General features: G+C 62.1%; 19 protein-coding genes. 11 read left to right on the forward strand and 8 right to left on the reverse strand.

Annotated features, from left to right (window positions below):
* Positions 1–141: 141 nt before the first annotated feature.
* On the reverse strand, positions 142–2,193 hold the full coding sequence (locus NKH41_RS31935) for an elongation factor G (RefSeq protein WP_352772942.1): 2,052 nt from the start codon (positions 2,191–2,193) through the stop codon (positions 142–144).
* Between the two features lie 163 nt (positions 2,194–2,356).
* On the reverse strand, positions 2,357–3,223 hold the full coding sequence (locus NKH41_RS31940) for an alpha/beta fold hydrolase (RefSeq protein WP_352475048.1): 867 nt from the start codon (positions 3,221–3,223) through the stop codon (positions 2,357–2,359).
* Between the two features lie 144 nt (positions 3,224–3,367).
* On the opposite strand from NKH41_RS31940, the gene NKH41_RS31945 reads away from it, so the two are divergent.
* Positions 3,368–3,967, forward strand: a complete 600-nt coding sequence (locus NKH41_RS31945; RefSeq protein ID WP_352772944.1) for a methyltransferase family protein — start codon at positions 3,368–3,370, stop codon at positions 3,965–3,967.
* Between the two features lie 30 nt (positions 3,968–3,997).
* Positions 3,998–4,393: a (R)-mandelonitrile lyase gene (locus NKH41_RS31950; protein ID WP_352772946.1), complete on the forward strand. Its 396-nt coding sequence runs from the start codon at positions 3,998–4,000 to the stop codon at positions 4,391–4,393.
* A 6-nt stretch (positions 4,394–4,399) separates the two neighbouring features.
* Here NKH41_RS31950 and NKH41_RS31955 read toward each other — a convergent pair whose 3' ends face one another.
* Positions 4,400–5,602, reverse strand: coding sequence for a pyridoxal phosphate-dependent aminotransferase (locus NKH41_RS31955; protein WP_352772949.1), 1,203 nt, complete (start codon positions 5,600–5,602; stop codon positions 4,400–4,402).
* Positions 5,603–5,804: 202 nt separating this feature from the next.
* Between NKH41_RS31955 and NKH41_RS31960 the strand changes: the two genes are divergently transcribed.
* The 3 genes from NKH41_RS31960 to NKH41_RS31970 all read left to right on the forward strand — a co-directional run bounded on the left by NKH41_RS31960 (position 5,805) and on the right by NKH41_RS31970 (position 8,420).
* Entirely contained in the window at positions 5,805–6,698 is an 894-nt protein-coding gene (locus NKH41_RS31960) for an EAL domain-containing protein (protein ID WP_352772952.1), read from the forward strand.
* Positions 6,695–7,549: an EAL domain-containing protein gene (locus NKH41_RS31965; RefSeq protein WP_352622192.1), complete on the forward strand. Its 855-nt coding sequence runs from the start codon at positions 6,695–6,697 to the stop codon at positions 7,547–7,549. The genes NKH41_RS31960 and NKH41_RS31965 overlap by 4 nt, the downstream gene beginning before the upstream one ends.
* A 262-nt stretch (positions 7,550–7,811) precedes the next feature.
* The gene (locus tag NKH41_RS31970; protein WP_352772955.1) at positions 7,812–8,420 is read left to right on the forward strand and encodes a glutathione S-transferase family protein; all 609 of its coding nucleotides are present in this window, start codon (positions 7,812–7,814) and stop codon (positions 8,418–8,420) included.
* Positions 8,421–8,499: 79 nt separating this feature from the next.
* Here NKH41_RS31970 and NKH41_RS31975 read toward each other — a convergent pair whose 3' ends face one another.
* The 3 genes from NKH41_RS31975 to NKH41_RS31985 all read right to left on the reverse strand — a co-directional run bounded on the left by NKH41_RS31975 (position 8,500) and on the right by NKH41_RS31985 (position 9,439).
* Positions 8,500–8,754: a type II toxin-antitoxin system RelE family toxin gene (locus NKH41_RS31975; protein ID WP_352616729.1), complete on the reverse strand. Its 255-nt coding sequence runs from the start codon at positions 8,752–8,754 to the stop codon at positions 8,500–8,502.
* A complete protein-coding gene (locus NKH41_RS31980; protein WP_352475039.1) occupies positions 8,751–8,951 on the reverse strand; it encodes a hypothetical protein in 201 nt (66 codons plus the stop codon). Before NKH41_RS31980 ends, NKH41_RS31975 begins: the two co-directional genes overlap by 4 nt.
* A gap of 275 nt (positions 8,952–9,226) precedes the next feature.
* Entirely contained in the window at positions 9,227–9,439 is a 213-nt protein-coding gene (locus tag NKH41_RS31985) for a cold-shock protein (protein ID WP_023678332.1), read from the reverse strand.
* A gap of 299 nt (positions 9,440–9,738) precedes the next feature.
* On the opposite strand from NKH41_RS31985, the gene NKH41_RS31990 reads away from it, so the two are divergent.
* Positions 9,739–10,065, forward strand: a complete 327-nt coding sequence (locus tag NKH41_RS31990) for a hypothetical protein (protein WP_352772958.1) — start codon at positions 9,739–9,741, stop codon at positions 10,063–10,065.
* A 53-nt stretch (positions 10,066–10,118) separates the two neighbouring features.
* Here the strand turns inward: NKH41_RS31990 and NKH41_RS31995 are convergent, their stop codons facing one another.
* On the reverse strand, positions 10,119–10,688 hold the full coding sequence (locus NKH41_RS31995) for a methylated-DNA--[protein]-cysteine S-methyltransferase (protein ID WP_352772960.1): 570 nt from the start codon (positions 10,686–10,688) through the stop codon (positions 10,119–10,121).
* Positions 10,689–10,895: 207 nt separating this feature from the next.
* On the opposite strand from NKH41_RS31995, the gene NKH41_RS32000 reads away from it, so the two are divergent.
* From NKH41_RS32000 to NKH41_RS32020, 5 genes are all read left to right on the forward strand, one after another.
* Positions 10,896–11,672, forward strand: a complete 777-nt coding sequence (locus NKH41_RS32000; protein ID WP_352772962.1) for a transglycosylase SLT domain-containing protein — start codon at positions 10,896–10,898, stop codon at positions 11,670–11,672.
* Positions 11,665–12,153 (forward strand): GNAT family N-acetyltransferase, encoded by a 489-nt coding sequence (locus tag NKH41_RS32005; RefSeq protein ID WP_352772965.1) that lies wholly within the window; start codon positions 11,665–11,667, stop codon positions 12,151–12,153. The genes NKH41_RS32000 and NKH41_RS32005 overlap by 8 nt, the downstream gene beginning before the upstream one ends.
* A 305-nt stretch (positions 12,154–12,458) precedes the next feature.
* On the forward strand, positions 12,459–12,842 hold the full coding sequence (locus NKH41_RS32010; RefSeq protein ID WP_352772968.1) for a DUF6152 family protein: 384 nt from the start codon (positions 12,459–12,461) through the stop codon (positions 12,840–12,842).
* Positions 12,843–13,307 carry a DUF6644 family protein gene (locus NKH41_RS32015; RefSeq protein WP_352772970.1) on the forward strand — a complete coding sequence of 155 codons (465 nt, stop codon included), beginning with the start codon at positions 12,843–12,845 and terminating at the stop codon, positions 13,305–13,307.
* A gap of 191 nt (positions 13,308–13,498) precedes the next feature.
* The gene (locus NKH41_RS32020) at positions 13,499–15,166 is read left to right on the forward strand and encodes an AIPR family protein (protein ID WP_352772972.1); all 1,668 of its coding nucleotides are present in this window, start codon (positions 13,499–13,501) and stop codon (positions 15,164–15,166) included.
* Positions 15,167–15,338: 172 nt separating this feature from the next.
* Here NKH41_RS32020 and carB read toward each other — a convergent pair whose 3' ends face one another.
* Positions 15,339–18,842 carry a carbamoyl-phosphate synthase large subunit gene (gene carB / locus NKH41_RS32025; RefSeq protein ID WP_352772975.1) on the reverse strand — a complete coding sequence of 1,168 codons (3,504 nt, stop codon included), beginning with the start codon at positions 18,840–18,842 and terminating at the stop codon, positions 15,339–15,341.
* Between the last annotated feature and the right edge of the window lie 272 nt (positions 18,843–19,114).

The raw sequence follows: 19,114 nt of genomic DNA on the forward strand, positions 1-19,114 counted from the left end.
CCCCCCCCCCAACCCCCCCCCACACAACCCCCGCCCCCACCCGGCCGGCGCCCCCCCGTTGCCCCCCCCCCCCCCCCGCCCCCCCACCACCCGCCGCCGGGCACCCCGGGGCCCCGTTTCCTGTTGGGCCGCAAGGGCAGCTCAGGCGGCCTTGCCGTTGGCGTTCAGCGCTTCGTCGGCCAACCGGCCGGTGAGTTCGGCCATGTGGTCGAAGACGGCCCGGTAGCTGGCGACACCCGCAGTGGCCGAGCGCAGCTCGATGATGAGGTCGCCGATCTCAGCCTGCGGCATGGTCGCCTCGACCACGTCCCATCCCGGCCAGTCGGGCCGCGCGTCGTAGCCGAGGATCTGGCCGCGCCGCTGCGGGATCAGAGCGATGATCTTCGACGTCGCATCCGACGGCGTGACGATCTCGACCTTCATCACCGGCTCCAGCAGCACCGGCGAGCACGCGGCCATGCCTTCCTTCATCGCCAGCTTCGCCGCCATCTGGAAGGCCATGTCGGAGGAATCGACCGCATGGTAGGAGCCGTCGGAAAGGTTGACGGCAACATCGACGACCGGGAAGCCGAGCGGGCCCGATTTCAGGTAATCGCGCACGCCGGTCTCGACCGACTGGATGTAGGTCTTCGGCACGACGCCGCCGGTGATCGTATCGGTGAACTGGAAGCCTGAACCGCGCGGCAGCGGTTTGATCTCCAGCACCACATCGCCGAACTGGCCGTGGCCGCCCGACTGTTTCTTGTGGCGGCCGCGCTGCTGCGTCGCTTTGCGGATCGTCTCGCGATAGGGCACGGCCGGCACATGGCCTTCGACCGGGATCTGGTTCTTGCCTTCCAGCCGCTCGCGCACGACGCGCAGATGCATCTCGCCATGACCGGACAGCACGGTTTCGGCGGAATCCTGGTTGTGATGCAGGTTGAGCGAGGGATCTTCCTCGGCCAGGCGCTGGATGGCCGCCGACATCTTGACCTCGTCCTTGCGCTCTTTCGGCCGCAGCGCGAAGGCGAAGACCGGTTGCGGCGGCGCCAGCGTGACCAGCGGCTTGATGCCGCCCTTGGTCGAGCTCAGCGTCTGGCCGGTCCTGACGGCGTCCAGCTTGCCGAGCGCCACAGTGTCGCCGGCCTTGGCCAAAGTCAGCTTGACCTGGTCCTTGCCGAGCATCTTGTAGATGCCGGAGACCTTTGCCGTCTCGCCGTTGGGAAGGAACAGCTCGGCGGCGTCGGCGACCTGGCCGGACAGGATGCGCGAGACCGACAGCTTGCCGCCATGCGCGGTGTGGATGGTCTTCATCACCTGGACCACGGTGGCATTGCCATCGGGCGCGCCGAGACGCTGGCGCGTCGCCGCGATGTCGGGTGCGTCGTGACGGATCGCCTTCAACAGGCGCAGCACGCCATTGCCTTTCTCGGCGGTGCCGATCAGCACCGGCGTCACCGTGCCGTCGCGCAGATCTGCGGCGAGGTCGTCGAAGATCGCGTCCTTCGGCGGTTCGATCTCGTCCAGCAATTGCTCCATCAGGCGGTCGTCATGGTCGGCGAGCGTCTCCAGCATGGAAAAGCGCGCCTCGAGCTCGCGCGCCTTGTCGTCGCTCGGGATCTGGGCGACCTCGCTCTCGGCATATTCGCGGTAGATGTAGGCACGCTCCAGAGCGAGGTCGATCGAGCCGATGACGACGCCGTCCTTGCGCAGCGGGATCTGGCGCAGCAGCAATGGCACCGAGCTTGCCGGCTGCAGCATCTTCAGCGTGTCGCGCACACCTGCTATCGCCTTGTCGACCTTGTTCAGGAACAGCATGCGCGGCACGCCGAGCTCGTCGAGCTTGCGCATGATCAGCTGCAGGGCAGGGATCTTCTTCTCGTCGGCCTCGGCAACGACCACGGCGACGTCGCAGGCGGCCAGCACCGGCTCGGCTTCGAAGGAGAATTCGATCGAGCCGGGACAATCGACGAAGGTGAACGGCTCGCCCATGAAATCGGTGGTGGCGAAGGTCGCCTCGACGCTCATGCCGTGAGCGCGCGCCTCGGGCGAATGATCGGAAACGGTATTTCCGGACGAAACGGGATTCTGGCGGGGAATGGCGCCTGTACGGGCGAGTATGGCTTCGAGAAGTGTCGTCTTACCGCTTGCGAAGGGACCGACTATGGCAATGCATTTCGGTCCCGTGCGTCGTCCTCCGGCGCGAGTACCCATGGCTGACCTCCACTCAGGCGTTTCCCTGTGAGCGGCGGCCGGCCTGTCGGCCGTCGCGGGCGAGGCTTTTTTCAATTTGCCACCTACCCAAAGGGCATCGTCCCACGGGCAGGCCGGGAGGGCAAGGGATTTGAAGTTGAAGGGATTTGAAGTTGGGGCCGGTTCAGCCGGTGCCGGTCAGGCGCGACGCCAGCGGGGGTGCGTCCACGCGCTGCACCGCCACCGTCTCGGCAAAGCGCGCCAACAACGGATTGAACAGGTCCGCACGCTCCCAGAAAGGCGCATGCCCGGCGCCGGAGACGATGTGGCAATGCTCCCACAGCGAGCCGTAGGCGAGCGTCTCAAAATAGCCGAGCCGGACGAACGGATCGTTCTCGCCATTGACGATAGCGACCGGAAACGCGGCTTGCTCGACCACCTGTCTCTGGTCGGCACCCTTGCCGGTGAGCATGCCGCGCGTCACCGCGGCGCGCAGCCGGCCGTCGGTGCGCAGGATGGCTTGGCGAAAGGACGGATCGGCGGTGTCGCCGAAACACAGCGTCTCGAAGCGCTCGGCATCGCGTTCGGAATACGTCTTTTTGGACGCCAGCAGCATGTCCCAATGCGCGTGGAAGCCGCGCAGCATGCCGAAAGGACCCTTCGATACCGGCGGCGCGCCGGTCAGCATCAGCCCGCCGACGGCGCGGTGAAAACTCGCGAGTTCGATTGCCACGTGCCCGCCAAGCGACCAGCCGAAGACGACGGCGCGGCCGATGCCCAAGGCATCGAGGAGCTGAGCCGCCGATTGGGCAAGGCCGGCGATGGTGTAGTCCGTCGCCGGATCGCGGGCGTCCGACGATTCGCCATGGCCGGGCAGGTCGAAAGCAATCAACCGATGGGCAGCGGCCAACGGGCTGTCGAACTGGCGGGCGAATACGGCGCGCGAACTGCCCGAGCCGTGGATCAGGACAAGCGGGATGCCGGGTCCCGACGACTGGCTGAGGCGCAAATCCGCTTGCGGCGTGCGGATCGTGCGGTGGGAAACGGCCATATCTGGTTTGGACCTTGGGATTGTCTCTAGGTCAACATCGCATGCCGAGGTCACCATGTTGTTTAGAACGGTGGTTAAGAAATGATTTCTGGGTTTCTGCCGGGTATGATGAACGAATCCACCACAGCTAACCCCCGGAGCCTGATGATGGAATCCACGCTCGACCTTCTCGTCTCGATCAGCAGCATCGCGACGCTCGGCCAATATGCCTGGTCGATGCGCGCGCATTTCCAGTCGCCGAGCATGTCTCAAGGCGCGATGATCATTTCGGCCGTCGTGGTCGGCACGGCGCTGTTCTTTCTTGCGCTGCTGTGGATCGAGCGGCAGCCGGTGGCGGCGAAGATCGGCGGGCTCGCCATCGAACTGGCAAGCTCGGCGCTGTTCTGGTGGGCGATCTCGGTCTCCCGCAAGGCGGGGCTGCGGTTCGCATTCGATCCCGACAATCCCGACAGCCTGGTGACCGAAGGCCCTTATCTCCATGTCCGGCATCCGTTCTACACGTCCTACATCATCTTCTGGGTCGGATGGGGTATCGCGACCTGGTCGGTCTGGGCGGTGGTGCCGGTCGCCGGCATCGTTACGATCTACGTGATCGCGGCCTTGGACGAAGAGCGAAAATTTTCGCGGACAAGGTTGGCCGATGCCTACGACGCTTACCGCACGCGAACCGGTCTGTTCTGGCCGCGTTTTGCCCGCAGCCGGCAGGAGATGCAGCCGGCATCGGACGAAAGTGGTAGGGTCTAAGACACTGGATTGAATCGAGGATTTGCGACGATGAAGATCATTGCCTGCGGCAGCGTGCCGACGATTGTTGCGCCGGAAAAATACTTCACTGGCCGGGTTTTGCAGACGCCGATCATCGAGAAAGAGGCGCCGGCGCGGCTCAGAGCCACGCTGGTCAGCTTCGAGCCCGGCGCCCGCACCCACTGGCACACGCATCCGCTCGGCCAGACGCTCTATGTCACATCCGGTGCCGGTCTCGTGCAAAGCTGGGGCGGGCCGCTACAGGAGATCAGGGCCGGCGACGTCATCTCCTTTGCGGCCGGTGAAAAGCACTGGCACGGCGCCGCGCCCAAATCGGCGATGACCCACATCGCCATGCAGGAGGCGCTCGAGGATGCGCATGTCGATTGGCTGGAGAAGGTGAACGACGAGCAGTATGGCGGCTGAAACGTCTCAGACCAGCGCGGCGGTAAAGCGCTGGATGCGCGTGCAGGCCTCTTCGAGCAGAGCCTCCGACGTGGCGTAGGAGATGCGGAAGTTCGGGCCGAGGCCAAAGGCCGAGCCGAAAACAACCGCCACGCCCTCGGCCTCGAGCAGTTCGGAGCAGAAGGTTTCGTCGCTGTCGATCACCTTGCCGTTCTTGGTCCTCCTGCCGATCAGCTGGGCACAGGAGGGATAGACGTAGAACGCACCCTCCGGCGACGGGCAGGTGATGCCGCGCGCCTGGTTGAGCATCGAGACGACGAGATCGCGCCGGCCCTGGAAGATCGCCTTGTTCTTCGGGATGAAATCCTGCGGGCCGTTCAGCGCTTCGACCGCCGCCCATTGGGCGATGGTGCAGGCGCCGGAGGTCTGCTGGCCCTGGATCATGTCCATCGCCTTGATCAGCGGCACCGGGCCTGCCGCGTAGCCGATGCGCCAGCCGGTCATGGCATAGGCCTTTGACACGCCGTTCATCGTCAGCGTGCGCTCATAGAGCTTCGGCTCGACCTCGGCGATGGTCTTGAAGACGAAGTCGCCATAAGTCAGGTGCTCGTACATGTCGTCGGTCAGCACCCAGACATGCGGGTGCTTCAACAGCACGTCGGCCAGGCCCTTGAGCTCCGCCTCGGTATAGGCGGCGCCCGAGGGGTTGGACGGCGAGTTCATCAACAGCCATTTGGTGCGCGGCGTGATCGCCTTTTCCAGCACGGTCGCCGTCAGCTTGAAGCCGTTGTCGATGGAGGTGTCGGCAAAGGCCGAGGTGCCGCCGCAGATCGCCACCATTTCGGGATAGCTCACCCAGTAGGGCCGCGGGATGATCACCTCGTCGCCGGGGTTCAGCGTCGCCATGAAAGCGTTGAACAGGATCTGCTTGCCGCCGGTGCCGACGATGGTCTGCTCCGGCCGGTAGTCGAGATTGTTCTCGCGCTTGAATTTTTTCGCGATCGCATCGCGCAGCGGCACGATGCCGGATACCGGCGGATACTTCGTCTCGCCTCGGCGGATGGCCTCGATCGCGGCGTTCTTGATGTTGTCGGGGGTGTCGAAGTCCGGTTCGCCGGCGCCCAGCCCGATCACGTCGCGGCCGGCGTTTTTCAGCTCGCGCGCCTTCTGCGTCACCGCGATGGTCGCGGAAGGCTTTACGCGGGAAAGGACGTCGGCAAGAAAGGCCATGACAGATATCTCCAGAAAGGACCGGCGGGCGAAGGCGCTGCGGCGCCTCTCATGTCGCATCATCTGGTCAAGCGCAAGCCCAGCGCAGGCATTGTCGAATGAGCCAGCGCGCAATGCTGGCAACAATAAATTCATCAACGATCGGTAAAAGCTTGAACGGCAGGACCGTAGCCGGTCCGCCAGTCTCGCATAGCGAGGAACCGTGACACGCAGCATCGGGCTTGCCCATATCATCCGCCATGATGACGGCACCGCCAGCGGTGTCTGGGGGGTCTATACGCTGCAAAGCGCGTTCCAGCCGATCTTCGCCTTCAACAAGGGCAAGCTTTCCGTCGTCGCGTTCGAGGGGCTGATCCGGCCGCTCCGCGAAGGCGAGCCGCAGCCGCCAATGAGTTTCTTCAACAGTTGTCCGGCGGTCGACCGCCTGCATATCGAGGCGCTGACACGGACGCTGCACCTTCTGAACGCCGGCGCCTGCCTGCCGCGAGACGCCTCCATCTTCATTAATTTCGATCCATCGGTGTTCACCGACCGCAGCATCGCCGACAAGGCGCTGCGCGAAATGCGGCTGGTGCTGCACGAGGCCGACATCGATCCGCGCCGCGTCGTCTGCGAGGTCACCGAACAGAAATCGGCGTCGCAGGAAACGCTCTACAATTTCGTCGAGGCGCTCAGGGGCAATGGTTTGCGCATTGCCGTCGACGATTACGGCGCCGACGAATCCGACATCAATCGCATCAAGGAACTCAGGCCAGACATCGTCAAGTTCGACGCCGACTGGATCATGACGCTGATGGAGTCCGGTGCCGGCTTCGCCTTGCTGACCGCTATGGTGACCAGCTTCGAAGAGCAAGGCATCCGTACGGTATTCGAGGGCATCGAGACGGGCTGGCAGCTCGAGCTCGCCGAAAAGTCGGGCGCCTCGATGGTGCAAGGCTTCGTGCTGGCACGCCCGGAGCTTGCACCGACCAGCTTTCACGTCTTCGACAAGGCCGGGCAGGCATCAGCGGTGTCGCCCGATAAGGACAAAGTTCCCGCGGCCGTTTCGCCATCGCGGCGGCCGATGCGGGCCTTTGGCCGCAGGGTGGCATCGTGACCGGGCGGGCCGACATGCGGCGCAAGGTCGGCGAAGCGATCTTTGCCGACGAGGTCGGCATCGAATATGGCGTCTACGGCGCATTCCGGCTGAGGAGCGCCTACCAGCCGGTCTTCGCGCCGCGCGGCAGGTTTCTCGCCGCCGTCGCGGTCGAGGGACTGATCGAGCCGCACCGTGCAGGCAGGCCGGTGGCGCCGCAAATCTTCTTCGAAGGTGTGCCGGCAGCGGATCGGCTGTTTGTCGAAACCATGTGCCGGGTGCTGCATTTGCGCAACTTCCGCAACATCGGCGTCGACGGGCTCGACCTCTTCTTCAACTACAATCCGCTGATCAACGATGACCCCGCACGGGCGCTGGCCGAAATCAGGCTGATGACCAGGCATCTGACGGATTTCGGCCTGCATCCCGGCATGCTGGTCTGCGAGATTACCGAGCAGGCGGCCGGCGACAAGGTGCTTGTCAGCCTGGCGCGCGAGATGCGGCGCGACGGCGTCCGCATCGCCATCGACGATTTCGGCACCGGGCATTCGACCGAAGAAAGGGTAGCACTGGTGCAGCCCGACATCGTCAAGATCGACGGCACCTGGTTCGCAGAATTCTGCCGCCATGCCGCCGCCGAGCGGTTTTTCCGGCCGCTAGTTTCGACGCTGCACGACCGTGGCGCCAAGGTGCTGGTCGAAGGCGTCGAGAACGCCACGCATCTGCGCGTCGCGCTGGATGGCGGCGTCGACCTGCTGCAGGGCTTTTACCTTGCCCGGCCGGCGCTGGCCGGTACGCTGTTCGACGAGGAGCCGCTGTCGATCGACAGGCTGCTTGGCAGGGACAACAACGTCATCCCCCTATTCGGCTAGGATATGTCGAGATTCAAGTGATGCCGGCCTGCGAACGGCGGTTTCCTGCGCTTCCGGTGCTCACGTACCCAAAGTACGCTCCGCTCCGGTTCTCGGAACCCACCCTTCTCGGCTCGGCCTGACTTGAATCTCGATATATCCTGAAATGCATCAGCGGCGCTGATGGTTACGCCAAAACAAATCACTGGATGAAGCCGCCGCTGCCGCGATAGAGGCTGGATCAAGCCCTGAGACGGGTGGTTGCGAGCAAGGGGGAGCACCGATGATACTCTATGGAATGATCGACAGCGGCAATTGCTACAAGCCGCGCCTGTTGATGGCCAAGCTCGGCATCGCTTTCACCAATGTCGAGGTCAGCTCGCACACCGGCGATACGCGCAAGCCCGACTATGTCGCGAAAAACCCGAACGCCATGGTGCCACTGCTCGAACTCGACGACGGCCGGCGGCTGGCCGAATCCAATGCCATCCTGCTCTATCTCGCCGAAGGCACGCGGTTTCTGCCGGCGGACAGATACGAACGCGCGCTGGCCTATCAGTGGCTGTTCTTCGAGCAATACAGCCATGAGCCTTATATCGCCGTGCGCAGGGCGCTGCTGACCTTCCCTGAAAGAGCCAAGGATGCGACGCCGGAGCGGCTGGCCCTGACGCTGGAGCGCGGCAACAAGGCGCTTGGCGTCATGGACAAGCACCTGGCCGGGAGCACGTACTTTGCCGGCAATGTGCTCAGCGTCGCCGACATCGCGCTCTATGCCTATACGCACACGGCCGAGACGGGCGGGTTTCAGCTCGACGCCTATCCGGCGGTGGCCGCCTGGCTGAATAGGGTCGAGGCCGACCCGGGGCATGTGCCGCTGGAGTGGCTGCCTTAGTCACGCTTCTCGGCGCTTCGCGGCTCGCTCCGGAGGTCGGGCTTGCGGCCCTCGGCCGATGACGTGAATGGTCGCGCGGCTATTTCAGCAGGCGATCATATTCGGAATGGGTGCCTATCCAGAACCAGACCACGTCATCGTGGTCGCGAACAGCCACGGCGCGGTAGTTGATATCAACCCGCGCCGACCAGTAGCGCCCGACCTGTTTGAAATGCAACGACGGGTGGAACGGGTCAGAATTCAGTTTGGCGAAACGTCTGTTCGCCTTTGCTCTGATTAACGAGGGCAGTTTTGCGTAGGCCTCCCAAAAAGAGGGAGTAGCAAAATGATTCACAGAGGCCGGGTCCGGCCGGCGCGATGATCAGCCAAGGCCTGCTCGGCAAGCTTGTCCAGCCTGCCGCCCTTGGCGTCGGCTTCGATCTGCCGGTCCCACATGTCGGCCTGCAGCGCCTCGAACCATGCGGCAAACGCTCTCAGCTCTTCGGGGCTTAGTTCGGCAACGGATTTCTCAATCTGTTCAAGCTTGCTCATGAATCAATAGTACCACATTGGGCCAAAAACACCACAAAGTGGGACTATAGGCCCAAGGCAGCGGTTCACTGGAATCCAGACAGCAAAAAGGCGGGACAAAATCCCGCCTTCCCATGCTTGGTAGCCTGATCGGGAGCGTTTTGGCCGGGCCGGCAGCAATCTGCTGCTTCGGCTTGTCGGGTCTTTCGCTCCGGCGCGCTTCTCGCGCGACCGCCAGTACATCCGTGACTTGCCGCGCGTCCCGGGCTATCGCCCGGCGCGCGCCATTCGCAAAATCAGGCTGCCTTGCTCAGAGATCCAGCGGACGACTTGCCAGTGCGGCGGTCCTGCTCGATCTCGAAGTTGATCTTCTGGCCTTCAACCAGGGTCGACAGTCCAGCACGCTCGACTGCGGAGATGTGGACGAAAACGTCCGCGCCGCCGCTGTCAGGCTGAATGAAGCCGAAACCCTTGGTGGAATTAAACCACTTGACCGTACCTGTTGCCATTTCGATAGTCCTTTACGTTTGCTTTAGTTTGACTGGGCCGAAACCCAGCCGGTTTGTATCGAGATTTTGGAGATAGAACGTCAGCAAACGCGAAGATCGCGAGGCCCGGATCGATCGGCCGAAATATCAATGGACCGCATATAATATGCCTTCGCGCAAAAAACAAGACGGGGCGGAAAATGGCGCGACGGCAACGCTGCCCAACGGCCGCCCCAATCGCGTGAGAGCGTCGTCGTTGCGCGCCTGACCCGGGAGGATCGCGCCGGCTTCGGGCGCGACCGGGTTTTGGGGAGAGGGACATGAAAATCGTTCTGCTTGCCGCTTGCCTGACGCTGGTGGCCGCCGAGGCGCAGGCGGGCTCGCGCTACGACCCGACCCGCATGAGCTGCGGCAAGGTGCAGGCGACGATCGCGCGCGAGGGCGCGGTCATCCTGCGTTACAGATCGGCGCGCGTGCCGGGGCTGGCGCTCTACGACCGCTACGTGCGGAGCCAGCAATTCTGCGACATCGGCGAGGTCAGGGCGCGGGCCTCGGTGCCGAGCGCCGACACGAATTCCTGCACCGTCTACAAATGCAAGCGGGTGGAGATCGACCGGCGTTTTCGCCGGCGCCTGCTTCCGGATTAGAGTGGGACGAAATGGTGCGCCGGGGTACCGGCATCACCTGAATATCAGCACACCTAAAACCCGAACGACACCTGCGCCGGCGGCCGCGGGCCGACGCGCACGCCTTCCATGGCCAGCATCTTTTCCTTGGTGGCCGAGCCGCCGGGCGCGGAAAATCCGCCGATCTTGCCGCCGGCGGCAAGGATGCGGTGACAGGGGATGACCAGCGGCACCGGGTTGGCGCCGAGGGCGGCGCCCGTCTCACGCGCCAGCCCGGCATGGCCGGCGCGTTTGGCCAGTTCGCCATAGGTGGTGGTTTCGCCGAAGGCGAGTTTTCGCGCCGCGTCATAGATCGCCAGGCGGAACTCGTCGACGCCGCTGAGATCGACCGGCACGTTGGAGAAATCTATATCCTCGCCGGCGGCGTAGGCCTTGATCGACGCGATCAGCTCGGCAACCCATTGCGGCTCGGGCTTCGCAGGCTGCTCGGCGGCGGCATGGCGCAGCAGCCGGCGCTCCACCGCGTCGCGATTGCGCTGCGGCAGGCAGAGCCGGGTCAGCCCGGCTTCGCTCCAGGCGATACCCATGAAGCCGAGCACGGTTTCGAAGACCGCGTGGCCGGCGGTGGCATGAGAGGCGTCCATGGCGTGCTCCTTTCCGGAATCCTTCGAAGTACAAATCCAGAACAATATCGCATTTCGCGGCCCGGCTCGCCACCCGAAAACCGCCGGGTACCGCGGATTGCCCGGGGAAAGATGCTGGTGTAAGGACTTCTTAACACCCGACGAACCGGACCCGAGCACCGCTTGCCAGCAAAATTCCTCTTTCCCGTCCTTGCGGCGGTGTTGGCCGTGGCCGCTCTCAGCGGTTGCACCTCGACTTCGCCGGTGACCCCGACGCCGGCCTTCACCGAAAATACGGCCAATACCGATGCCGGCTTTACGTTGGCGCTGCCCGATACGGTTTCGGTCTTGCCGGAGCCGTCCGGCGTCGCCCAGACGGCTGCGCTGCCGATCGAGCCGGCCGCCGCCTTTGCCGGGCCGACGCCGCTGGCGGCAACTACCCCCGCCGTCATGACCGCCAATGCCCAGCCTGTTGCCGCGACGCCGGCCGTCGCCATGCCGGTCAGCCAACAGACCGCGGCCATGCCCGGCGTTCAGCCGGTTTCCTACACGGTGCCGCAGAACCCGGCCGTTCTGGCCGCGACCGACCCCACCGAGGGTCAGTCGAACGCCGGCGGCCGCAGCGAGATCGAGCGACTGATCGAGAAATATTCCGCGCTTTACCAGGTGCCGGTCGATCTGGTGCGCCATGTCGTCAACCGCGAGAGCACGTTCAACCCGAAAGCCTACAATCACGGCCATTGGGGGCTGATGCAGATCAAGCACGCGACGGCGCGCGGCATGGGCTATGACGGGCCGGCGAGCGGCCTGTTCGACGCCGAGACCAATTTGAAATATGCGGTGAAATATCTGCGCGGCGCCTGGCTGGTCTCAGGCGGCAACCCCAAGCGCGCCGACCGGCTCTACCAGAGCGGCTATTATTACGACGCCAAGCGCAAGGGGATGCTCGGCGAAACCGGGCTCGGCAGCGACAGCCTGCGCCGCCGCATGCAGCCCGATGCCTGAGCCGCGCCCGCCGGCGCCAAACGACATCCGCCTGCGCAAGATCTTCGACGACACACTTCTGGCGCCGCTCTGGCCCGAAGGTTTTTTCATGCGCGCCTTCGAAGCCGCCGATGCACTCGCTTTGCATACGCTGTTGACCGCGGTGTTTGACGACGGCGCCGACGGGCCGTTCGACGAATGGTGGCCGCGCATTTCGGCCGACGCGGAATTCGACCCAGCTTTGTGTTTCCTGGTCATCGACGGCAAGGGCCGGCTGGCGGGCGCGGCGCTCTGCTGGACACGGGCGTTCGTCAAGGATCTTGCCGTCCACCCCGAGGCACGCGGCAATGGCATCGCCGAGGCGCTGATGCGGCACGCTTTCGCCGTGTTTCAGGCAAGGGGTGCTGCGCATGTCGATCTCAAGACCAACACTGTCGAGAACGCCGCCGCGGTCCGGCTCTACGAACGGCTGGGGATGTCCGAAGTCGACTGGGCGGCGTGAGGGGTCGGGGCAAGCGGGCGCTCGATCGTAGAAGTCGGCGCCGCCCCTCATCTGCCTGCCGGCATCTTCTCCCCGTAGAGGGACGGGGAGAAGGGGGCTGGCGGCAAACTCAGCTCCCTTTCTTCAACTCTGGAGATTGGCGAAATCCTTGGCGAAGGCACCTTTCTCCCCGTCACTATACGGGGAGAAATGCCCGATACGGGGAGAAATGCCCGGCAGGGCAATGAGGGGCAGCGCACACCTCATGTGATTTGACGCTGCCGCGCGCTGACCTACCCTCTAATGCCGAACCGAGGAGACGAGCGATGCAGTCACCTTTCAACCGAAGCGTCATGCTGGCAGCGGCGGTGATCCTTGCCGCCGCCACCGCAGCCTATGCCCATCACGGCTGGTCGTGGACGCAGGACGGATTTTTCGAACTCAAGGGCAAGATCACGGCCATCTATATCGGCAATCCGCACGCCACGCTGGACGTCGATGCCGAGGGAGAGGCCTGGCGGGTGGAGATGGCGACGCCGTCCCGCACGATCGCCGCCGGCTTTACCGAGGAGGTCGCCAAGATCGGCGACGAGGTGACCGCGATCGGCAACCGCTCGCGCGACGAAAACGAAAAACGCATGAAGGCAGTGCGCGTCATCGTCGGCGGCAAAACCTATGATGTCTATCCCGACCGCGTGCCGCCGGCCTGAATGGACGGGTTTTTTGCCGGCATCGAGCAGCTCGCTATGGTGCGGGGACTAAAGGCCTCGTTCGTCGCCTACCCCATCATCAATGCACTGCACATTATGTCGATCGGCGCGCTGCTCACCAGCGTCTGGCTCATGGATCTCAGGATCCTCGGCGCCTTCCGCTCGCTGCCGCAGACGGCGTTCGTCGCGCTGCTGCGCCGCACCGCATTGGCCGCGTTCGGCGGCGCGCTTGTCACGGGGTCGCTGCTCTTTTCAGTAAGGGCGAGCGAATATGCGGCTATGCCGATCTTCCTCGCCAAGATGACGCTCATCCTGCTTGCCGGCGCCAACTTCCTCGCCTTCATGCGGCGCGCAAAAGGCGGTGAGGAGCCGGTCGATGGGGCCACGACCATGCTGGCGGTGCTTTCGCTGGTGCTGTGGACATCGGTGCTGTTCGCCGGACGGTTTATAGGGTTTCTCAACTAAACCGAGCGTCGGCGATTAACCGGTTTGACAATCGGGCAGGCGGCAGCACGCCTTCATGAGGATTCGCATGACCTGTCCCCTTGGGAAAGGCGGATTGGCTGGACGGATCAGGCTGCGTTCCCCTATCAAAGGCGACTGTTGATTCAAAATATAAAAATGGATAATCAACTGGACAAGGTGGGGAGGAACAAATGGAATCTGCGCAATTAGAGTCACCGAATTTCGCTTCTCTAATCGAGAGATTTACCGCGAAGGGCTTTAGCGAAGGCAAATCATTTACGCTTTGGTTCTTGGAAAATATTTACCGGCTTGACGCCGTCGATGCCGCTGACGCCGTTTGCGATGCGCAGAATGACAAGGGTGTCGACGCCATATGGGTCGACGAGCTAAATAAAGAAATTCATATTTTTCAGTCAAAGACAACTCAAAACAATAACAGTAAAATTGGAGACAATGTTCTAAAAACATTTATCGGAACCCTTTCTCAATTTGATACCTCTCACAAGGTGTCAGAAATTCTCGATGGTAACGCGAATCAGGATTTAAAAAATTTGTTGCAGAGGCAATCGATTGGGCCTCTTGTTGATAAAGGGTATAAGGTTGTTGGAATATTCGTAACTAACCAACTGCCAAATGCTGACACCGAAGAATTTCTCGCCAAACATGATTCGTTGATACTCTATGACCGCGCCAAGATTGCTAATGATCATGTCGATCTTGAAACCGAGGGCGGCATTGACGATAAATATACGTTCTCCGTTAGCTATGCAGGCTGTTTAAACGTTAACGTTGGTAAGCAGGCTGAGGTTTTCGTTTTTCCCGTGTCCGCAACTGCGGTGACCGGCCTCAAAGGGATAGGGGACGCGTCACTATTTAAAAGAAATGTGCGCTATTCTCTTGGTAATACAGACGTAAATAAGTCTATCACGGCGTCAGTGCGTGATAAGGCTGAGCATCTGTTTTTCCCTTTGTACCACAATGGCATCACGATAATATGTAGGTATGCCAACCTTGATACCGAAACGGAAGAAATTACGATATCGAACTATGTTGTTGTCAATGGAGCTCAGAGCCTTACGACATTTTATAATAATTCAAAGTTTCTTTCTGAAGACTTGCGTATATTTGTCAAAGTAATTTCTCTTAATGACGAGCGCCTCTCCAGAAAAATAACACTTAATAGTAACAATCAGAATGCTATTAAGGCAAAAGATCTTAGATCAGACGATGATCTTATGAATCGCCTTAGTCAAGAATTTGCAAAGGGCGGCTATGGCTACAATTTTGAGATAAAGCGGGGTGAGAAGTTCGGAAACGATGGGCCAGTTATTTCAAATGATGAAGCGGGAAGAATGCTTCTGGCCTTTGATTTGCGAAGGCCTTTTTCTTGCCATCAAATCTACAAGGTTTTCGATGAAAATTACTCCGAGATATTCGGTAGACCTGAAGTTGACGCGCAGAGGATAGTGTTTCTTAGGGACTTGATGAACCTGATAAACGAAGAGATAAAGGGATTGAAAAATGGCCCTATGTCGAGTTATGCGCTTACAAAGTATTTTATACTTTCCGTCGTTCGGGAGATCATTGATACCAATCAAAACGCCAAATTAATTGCGAATTCAAAAAAGCTTAGAGACAACGCTAAATATATCAGTCTATTTAAGGCCCTTAAAAGCATAGTTCCGGAAATAATTAACGATCTCAATCATTTGGTGGATGATCAGAGTCCAGATTTTGATTATAAAGCAGATTTGAAGAGCCCTGAAAAGACAAAGGCTTGGCGCTTGGAATTACTACGAACTTACGAAAAGGATGTTAAGAGGAGTAAAGCCACGTCACTCGTGGAATACTTGGCGTGAAACGCTTCTGTCCGGGCCGTATCATTTCTGGGAATTCTTCCGCATTGCATCGCGCATGACCTTCTCTCCTAATGGCAGAAGGGGCGTTGGAAGAACGGAGGGCTGGCGGGACAGCGCCCCCCCTCTGGCCTGCCGGCCATCTCCCCCACAAGGAGGGAGATTGGCTAATCGCCTAAGCAAAATACTCCTGCAGCGGCCTGACCTCCAGGCTCCCCGCTCTCAATGCCGCAATAGCCTCCGCCACCGCAGCCGCACCCGACAGCGTCGTGTAATACGGCACTTTCTGCATCAGCGTCGCCCGGCGCAGCGATTTGGAGTCCGACACCGCTTTCTGGCCGTCCGTGGTGTTGAAGACGATCTGGACCTGGCGGTTGCGGATGGCGTCCTCGATGTGCGGGCGGCCTTCCAGCACCTTGTTTATCTTTTCGGCGACGACGCCGTTCTCGGCGAGGAAGCGGGCGGTGCCTGAGGTGGCGAGCACTTTGAAACCCTGGCCGGCGAGACGCTTGACCGCCGGCAGGATGCCTTTCTTGTCCTCGTCGCGCACCGAGACAAACAGCGTGCCCGCGCGGGGGAGATCAACACCCGCCCCCAGTTGGCTCTTGGCGAAGGCCAGCGCGAAGTCGCGGTCGAGGCCCATGACCTCGCCGGTCGAGCGCATTTCCGGGCCGAGCAATATGTCGACGCCGGGGAAGCGGGCGAACGGGAATACCGCTTCCTTGACGGCGATGTGGCCGGGGTTGCGCGGGTCGGGCATGGCGCCGTAATGGGCGAAGGCGTCTTCCAGGCTTTCGCCGGCCATGATGCGGGCGGCGATCTTTGCGATCGGCCGCCCAATGGTCTTGGCGACGAAGGGCACGGTGCGCGATGCGCGCGGGTTGACCTCCAGCACATAGACGGTGCCGTCCTTGATCGCGTACTGCACGTTCATCAGCCCGCCGACATTGAGCGCACGGGCCAGCGCTGCCGTCTGGCGCTCGAGTTCGTCGACGAGCTCCGATGGCAGCGAGTGCACCGGCAGCGAGCAGGCCGAGTCGCCCGAGTGGATGCCGGCCTCCTCGATGTGCTCCAATATGCCGGAGACGTAGGTCGACCTGCCGTCGCAGAGACAATCGACATCGACCTCGATGGCGCCCGACAGATAGGTATCGAACAGAAGCGGGTTCTTGCCGAGCAGCGTGTTGATCTGGCCGGTCTTGTCGTTGGGGTATTTCTGCTTGATGTCCTCCGGTACCAGGCCGGGCACGGTGTCGAGCAGATAGGACTGCAGCATGCTCTCGTCGTGGATGATCTGCATGGCGCGGCCGCCGAGCACGTACGACGGGCGCACCACCAGCGGGAAGCCGAGCTCGCCGGCGACGAGGCGGGCCTGCTCGACCGAATAGGCAATGCCGTTCTTCGGCTGGCTGAGGCCGAGCTTGTGCAGCAGCTTCTGGAAGCGGTCGCGGTCCTCGGCCAGATCGATCATGTCGGGCGAGGTGCCGAGGATCGGGATGCCGGCCTTCTCCAGCGCATCCGCCAGCTTCAGCGGCGTCTGGCCGCCGAACTGGACGATGACGCCGACCAGTTCGCCCGACGCCTGCTCGGCGCGCAGGATCTCCAGCACGTCCTCCGGCGTCAGCGGCTCGAAATAGAGCCGGTCCGAGGTGTCGTAGTCGGTCGACACGGTCTCGGGGTTGCAGTTGATCATGATCGCCTCGAAGCCGGCGTCGCGCAGCGCAAAGGCGGCATGGCAGCAGCAATAGTCGAACTCGATGCCCTGGCCGATGCGGTTGGGGCCGCCGCCGAGGATGACGACCTTTTTGCGCGACGAGACCTGCGCCTCGTTGGCGAGCGCGCCGGCGAAGGGAACCTCATAGGTCGAATACATGTAGGCGGTGGGCGAGGCGAATTCGGCGGCGCAGGTGTCGATACGCTTGTAGACGGGATGAACGTCGAGCTTGTCGCGTATCTTCTGGATCTCTTCGACATCCTTCCTGACCAGGGAGGCGAGGCGGGCATCGGAGAAACCCATCGCCTTCAGCATGCGCAGATTGGCGGCGTCCTCGGGGATGCCGTGCTCGCGGATGCGGGCTTCCATGTCGAGAATGCCGGCGATCTGTTCGAGGAACCACGGGTCGATCTTGCACATCGCGTGCACGTCTTCGAGCGAAGTGCCCATGCGGATCGCTTGCGCCACCATGCGCAGCCGGTCCGGCGTCGGCGTGCCGAGTGCGGCGCGGATGGCGTTGCGGTCGTCGACGTGGCTGGCAGCTGTCGTCCCATGGCCGATGCCGGGAATCTCGATTTCGTCCAGACCGGTCAGGCCGGTCTCCAGCCCGCGCAAGGCCTTCTGCAGCGATTCCTGGAAAGTGCGGCCGATGGCCATGACCTCGCCGACCGACTTCATCGAGGTGGTCAGCACCGGCTCGGCGCCGGGAAACTTCTCGAAGGCAAAGCGCGGGATTTTTGTGACGACATAGTCGATGCTCGGCTCGAACGAGGCCGGCGTTGCTCCGCCGGTGATGTCGTTCTCAAGCTCGTCCAGCGTGTAGCCGACGGCGAGCTTGGCGGCGATCTTGGCGATCGGAAAACCGGTCGCCTTGGAGGCCAGCGCCGACGAGCGCGAGACGCGCGGGTTCATCTCGATCACCACCAGGCGGCCGTCGGCCGGGTTGACGGCGAACTGCACGTTGGAGCCGCCGGTCTCGACGCCGATCTCGCGCAGCACCGCGATCGAGGCGTTGCGCATCATCTGGTATTCCTTGTCGGTCAGCGTCAGCGCAGGGGCGACGGTGATCGAATCGCCGGTATGCACGCCCATCGGGTCGATGTTCTCGATCGAGCAGACGATGATGCAGTTGTCGGCTTTGTCGCGGACAACCTCCATCTCATACTCCTTCCAGCCGAGCACGCTCTCCTCGATCAGCACTTCGGTGGTCGGCGAGGCGTCGAGGCCGGACTGGACGATCTCGAAGAATTCGGCGCGGTTGTAGGCGATGCCGCCGCCGGTGCCGCCCATAGTGAAGGAGGGGCGGATAATTGCGGGCAGGCCGACATGGTCGAGCGCTTGTGCTGCAATCGCCATGGCATAGCTGATATAGCGCTGCTTGCGGTCGCCCTCACCGAGGTTCCAGCGCGTTTCCAGAGCATCGAGCGCGGCGTCGAGATTTTCCGGCTTCTCGGCCTTCAGCGCGGCGCGCTCGGCCTCGTGCGTCTTGCGGTCGGCGTTCTTGACGTCGGTTGCGTTGGCCAGCATCGACTTCGGCGTTTCCAGGCCGATCTTGTTCATCGCCTCGCGAAACAGCGCGCGGTCCTCGGCCTTGTCGATTGCGGTGGCGTCGGCACCGATCATCTCGACCTGATAGCGGTCGAGCACGCCCATGCGGCGCAGCGACAGAGCGGTGTTGAGCGCGGTCTGGCCGCCCATGGTCGGCAGCAGCGCGTCCGGCCGCTCCTTGGCGATGATCTTGGCCACCACTTCGGGCGTGATCGGCTCGATGTACGTGGCGTCGGCCAGTTCCGGATCGGTCATGATGGTGGCCGGATTGGAATTGACCAGGATAACGCGAAAACCCTCTTCCTTCAGCGCCTTGCAGGCCTGGGTGCCGGAATAGTCGAATTCGCAGGCCTGGCCGATGACGATGGGGCCGGCCCCGATGATCAGGATCGACTTGATGTCGGTGCGTCTTGGCATGTCGAGGGTCCGTTCGGCGGGCGGCTTGCACAAAAAGCCGGACGGGATGACCCGGCCGGTTGTGCTCGCGATTCTGGTATCAGGCTAGGAGGGCCTTATAGGGAAGAGTTTTGCCGGATGTAAGCCCCTAAAATGGCAGGCAGTAGGGCAGTAGGGCAGTAGGGCAGTAGGGCAGTAGGGCAGTAGGGCAGTAGGGCAGTAGGCCTCTAGGGCAGTAGGGCACTACGGCAGAGGTTCGAGCGCCCTTTAAACATATTGCCCTACTGCCCTAC

It is taken from the genome of Mesorhizobium sp. M1169, assembly GCF_040318345.1.
In the GTDB taxonomy this organism is placed as follows: Bacteria; Pseudomonadota; Alphaproteobacteria; order Rhizobiales; family Rhizobiaceae; genus Mesorhizobium.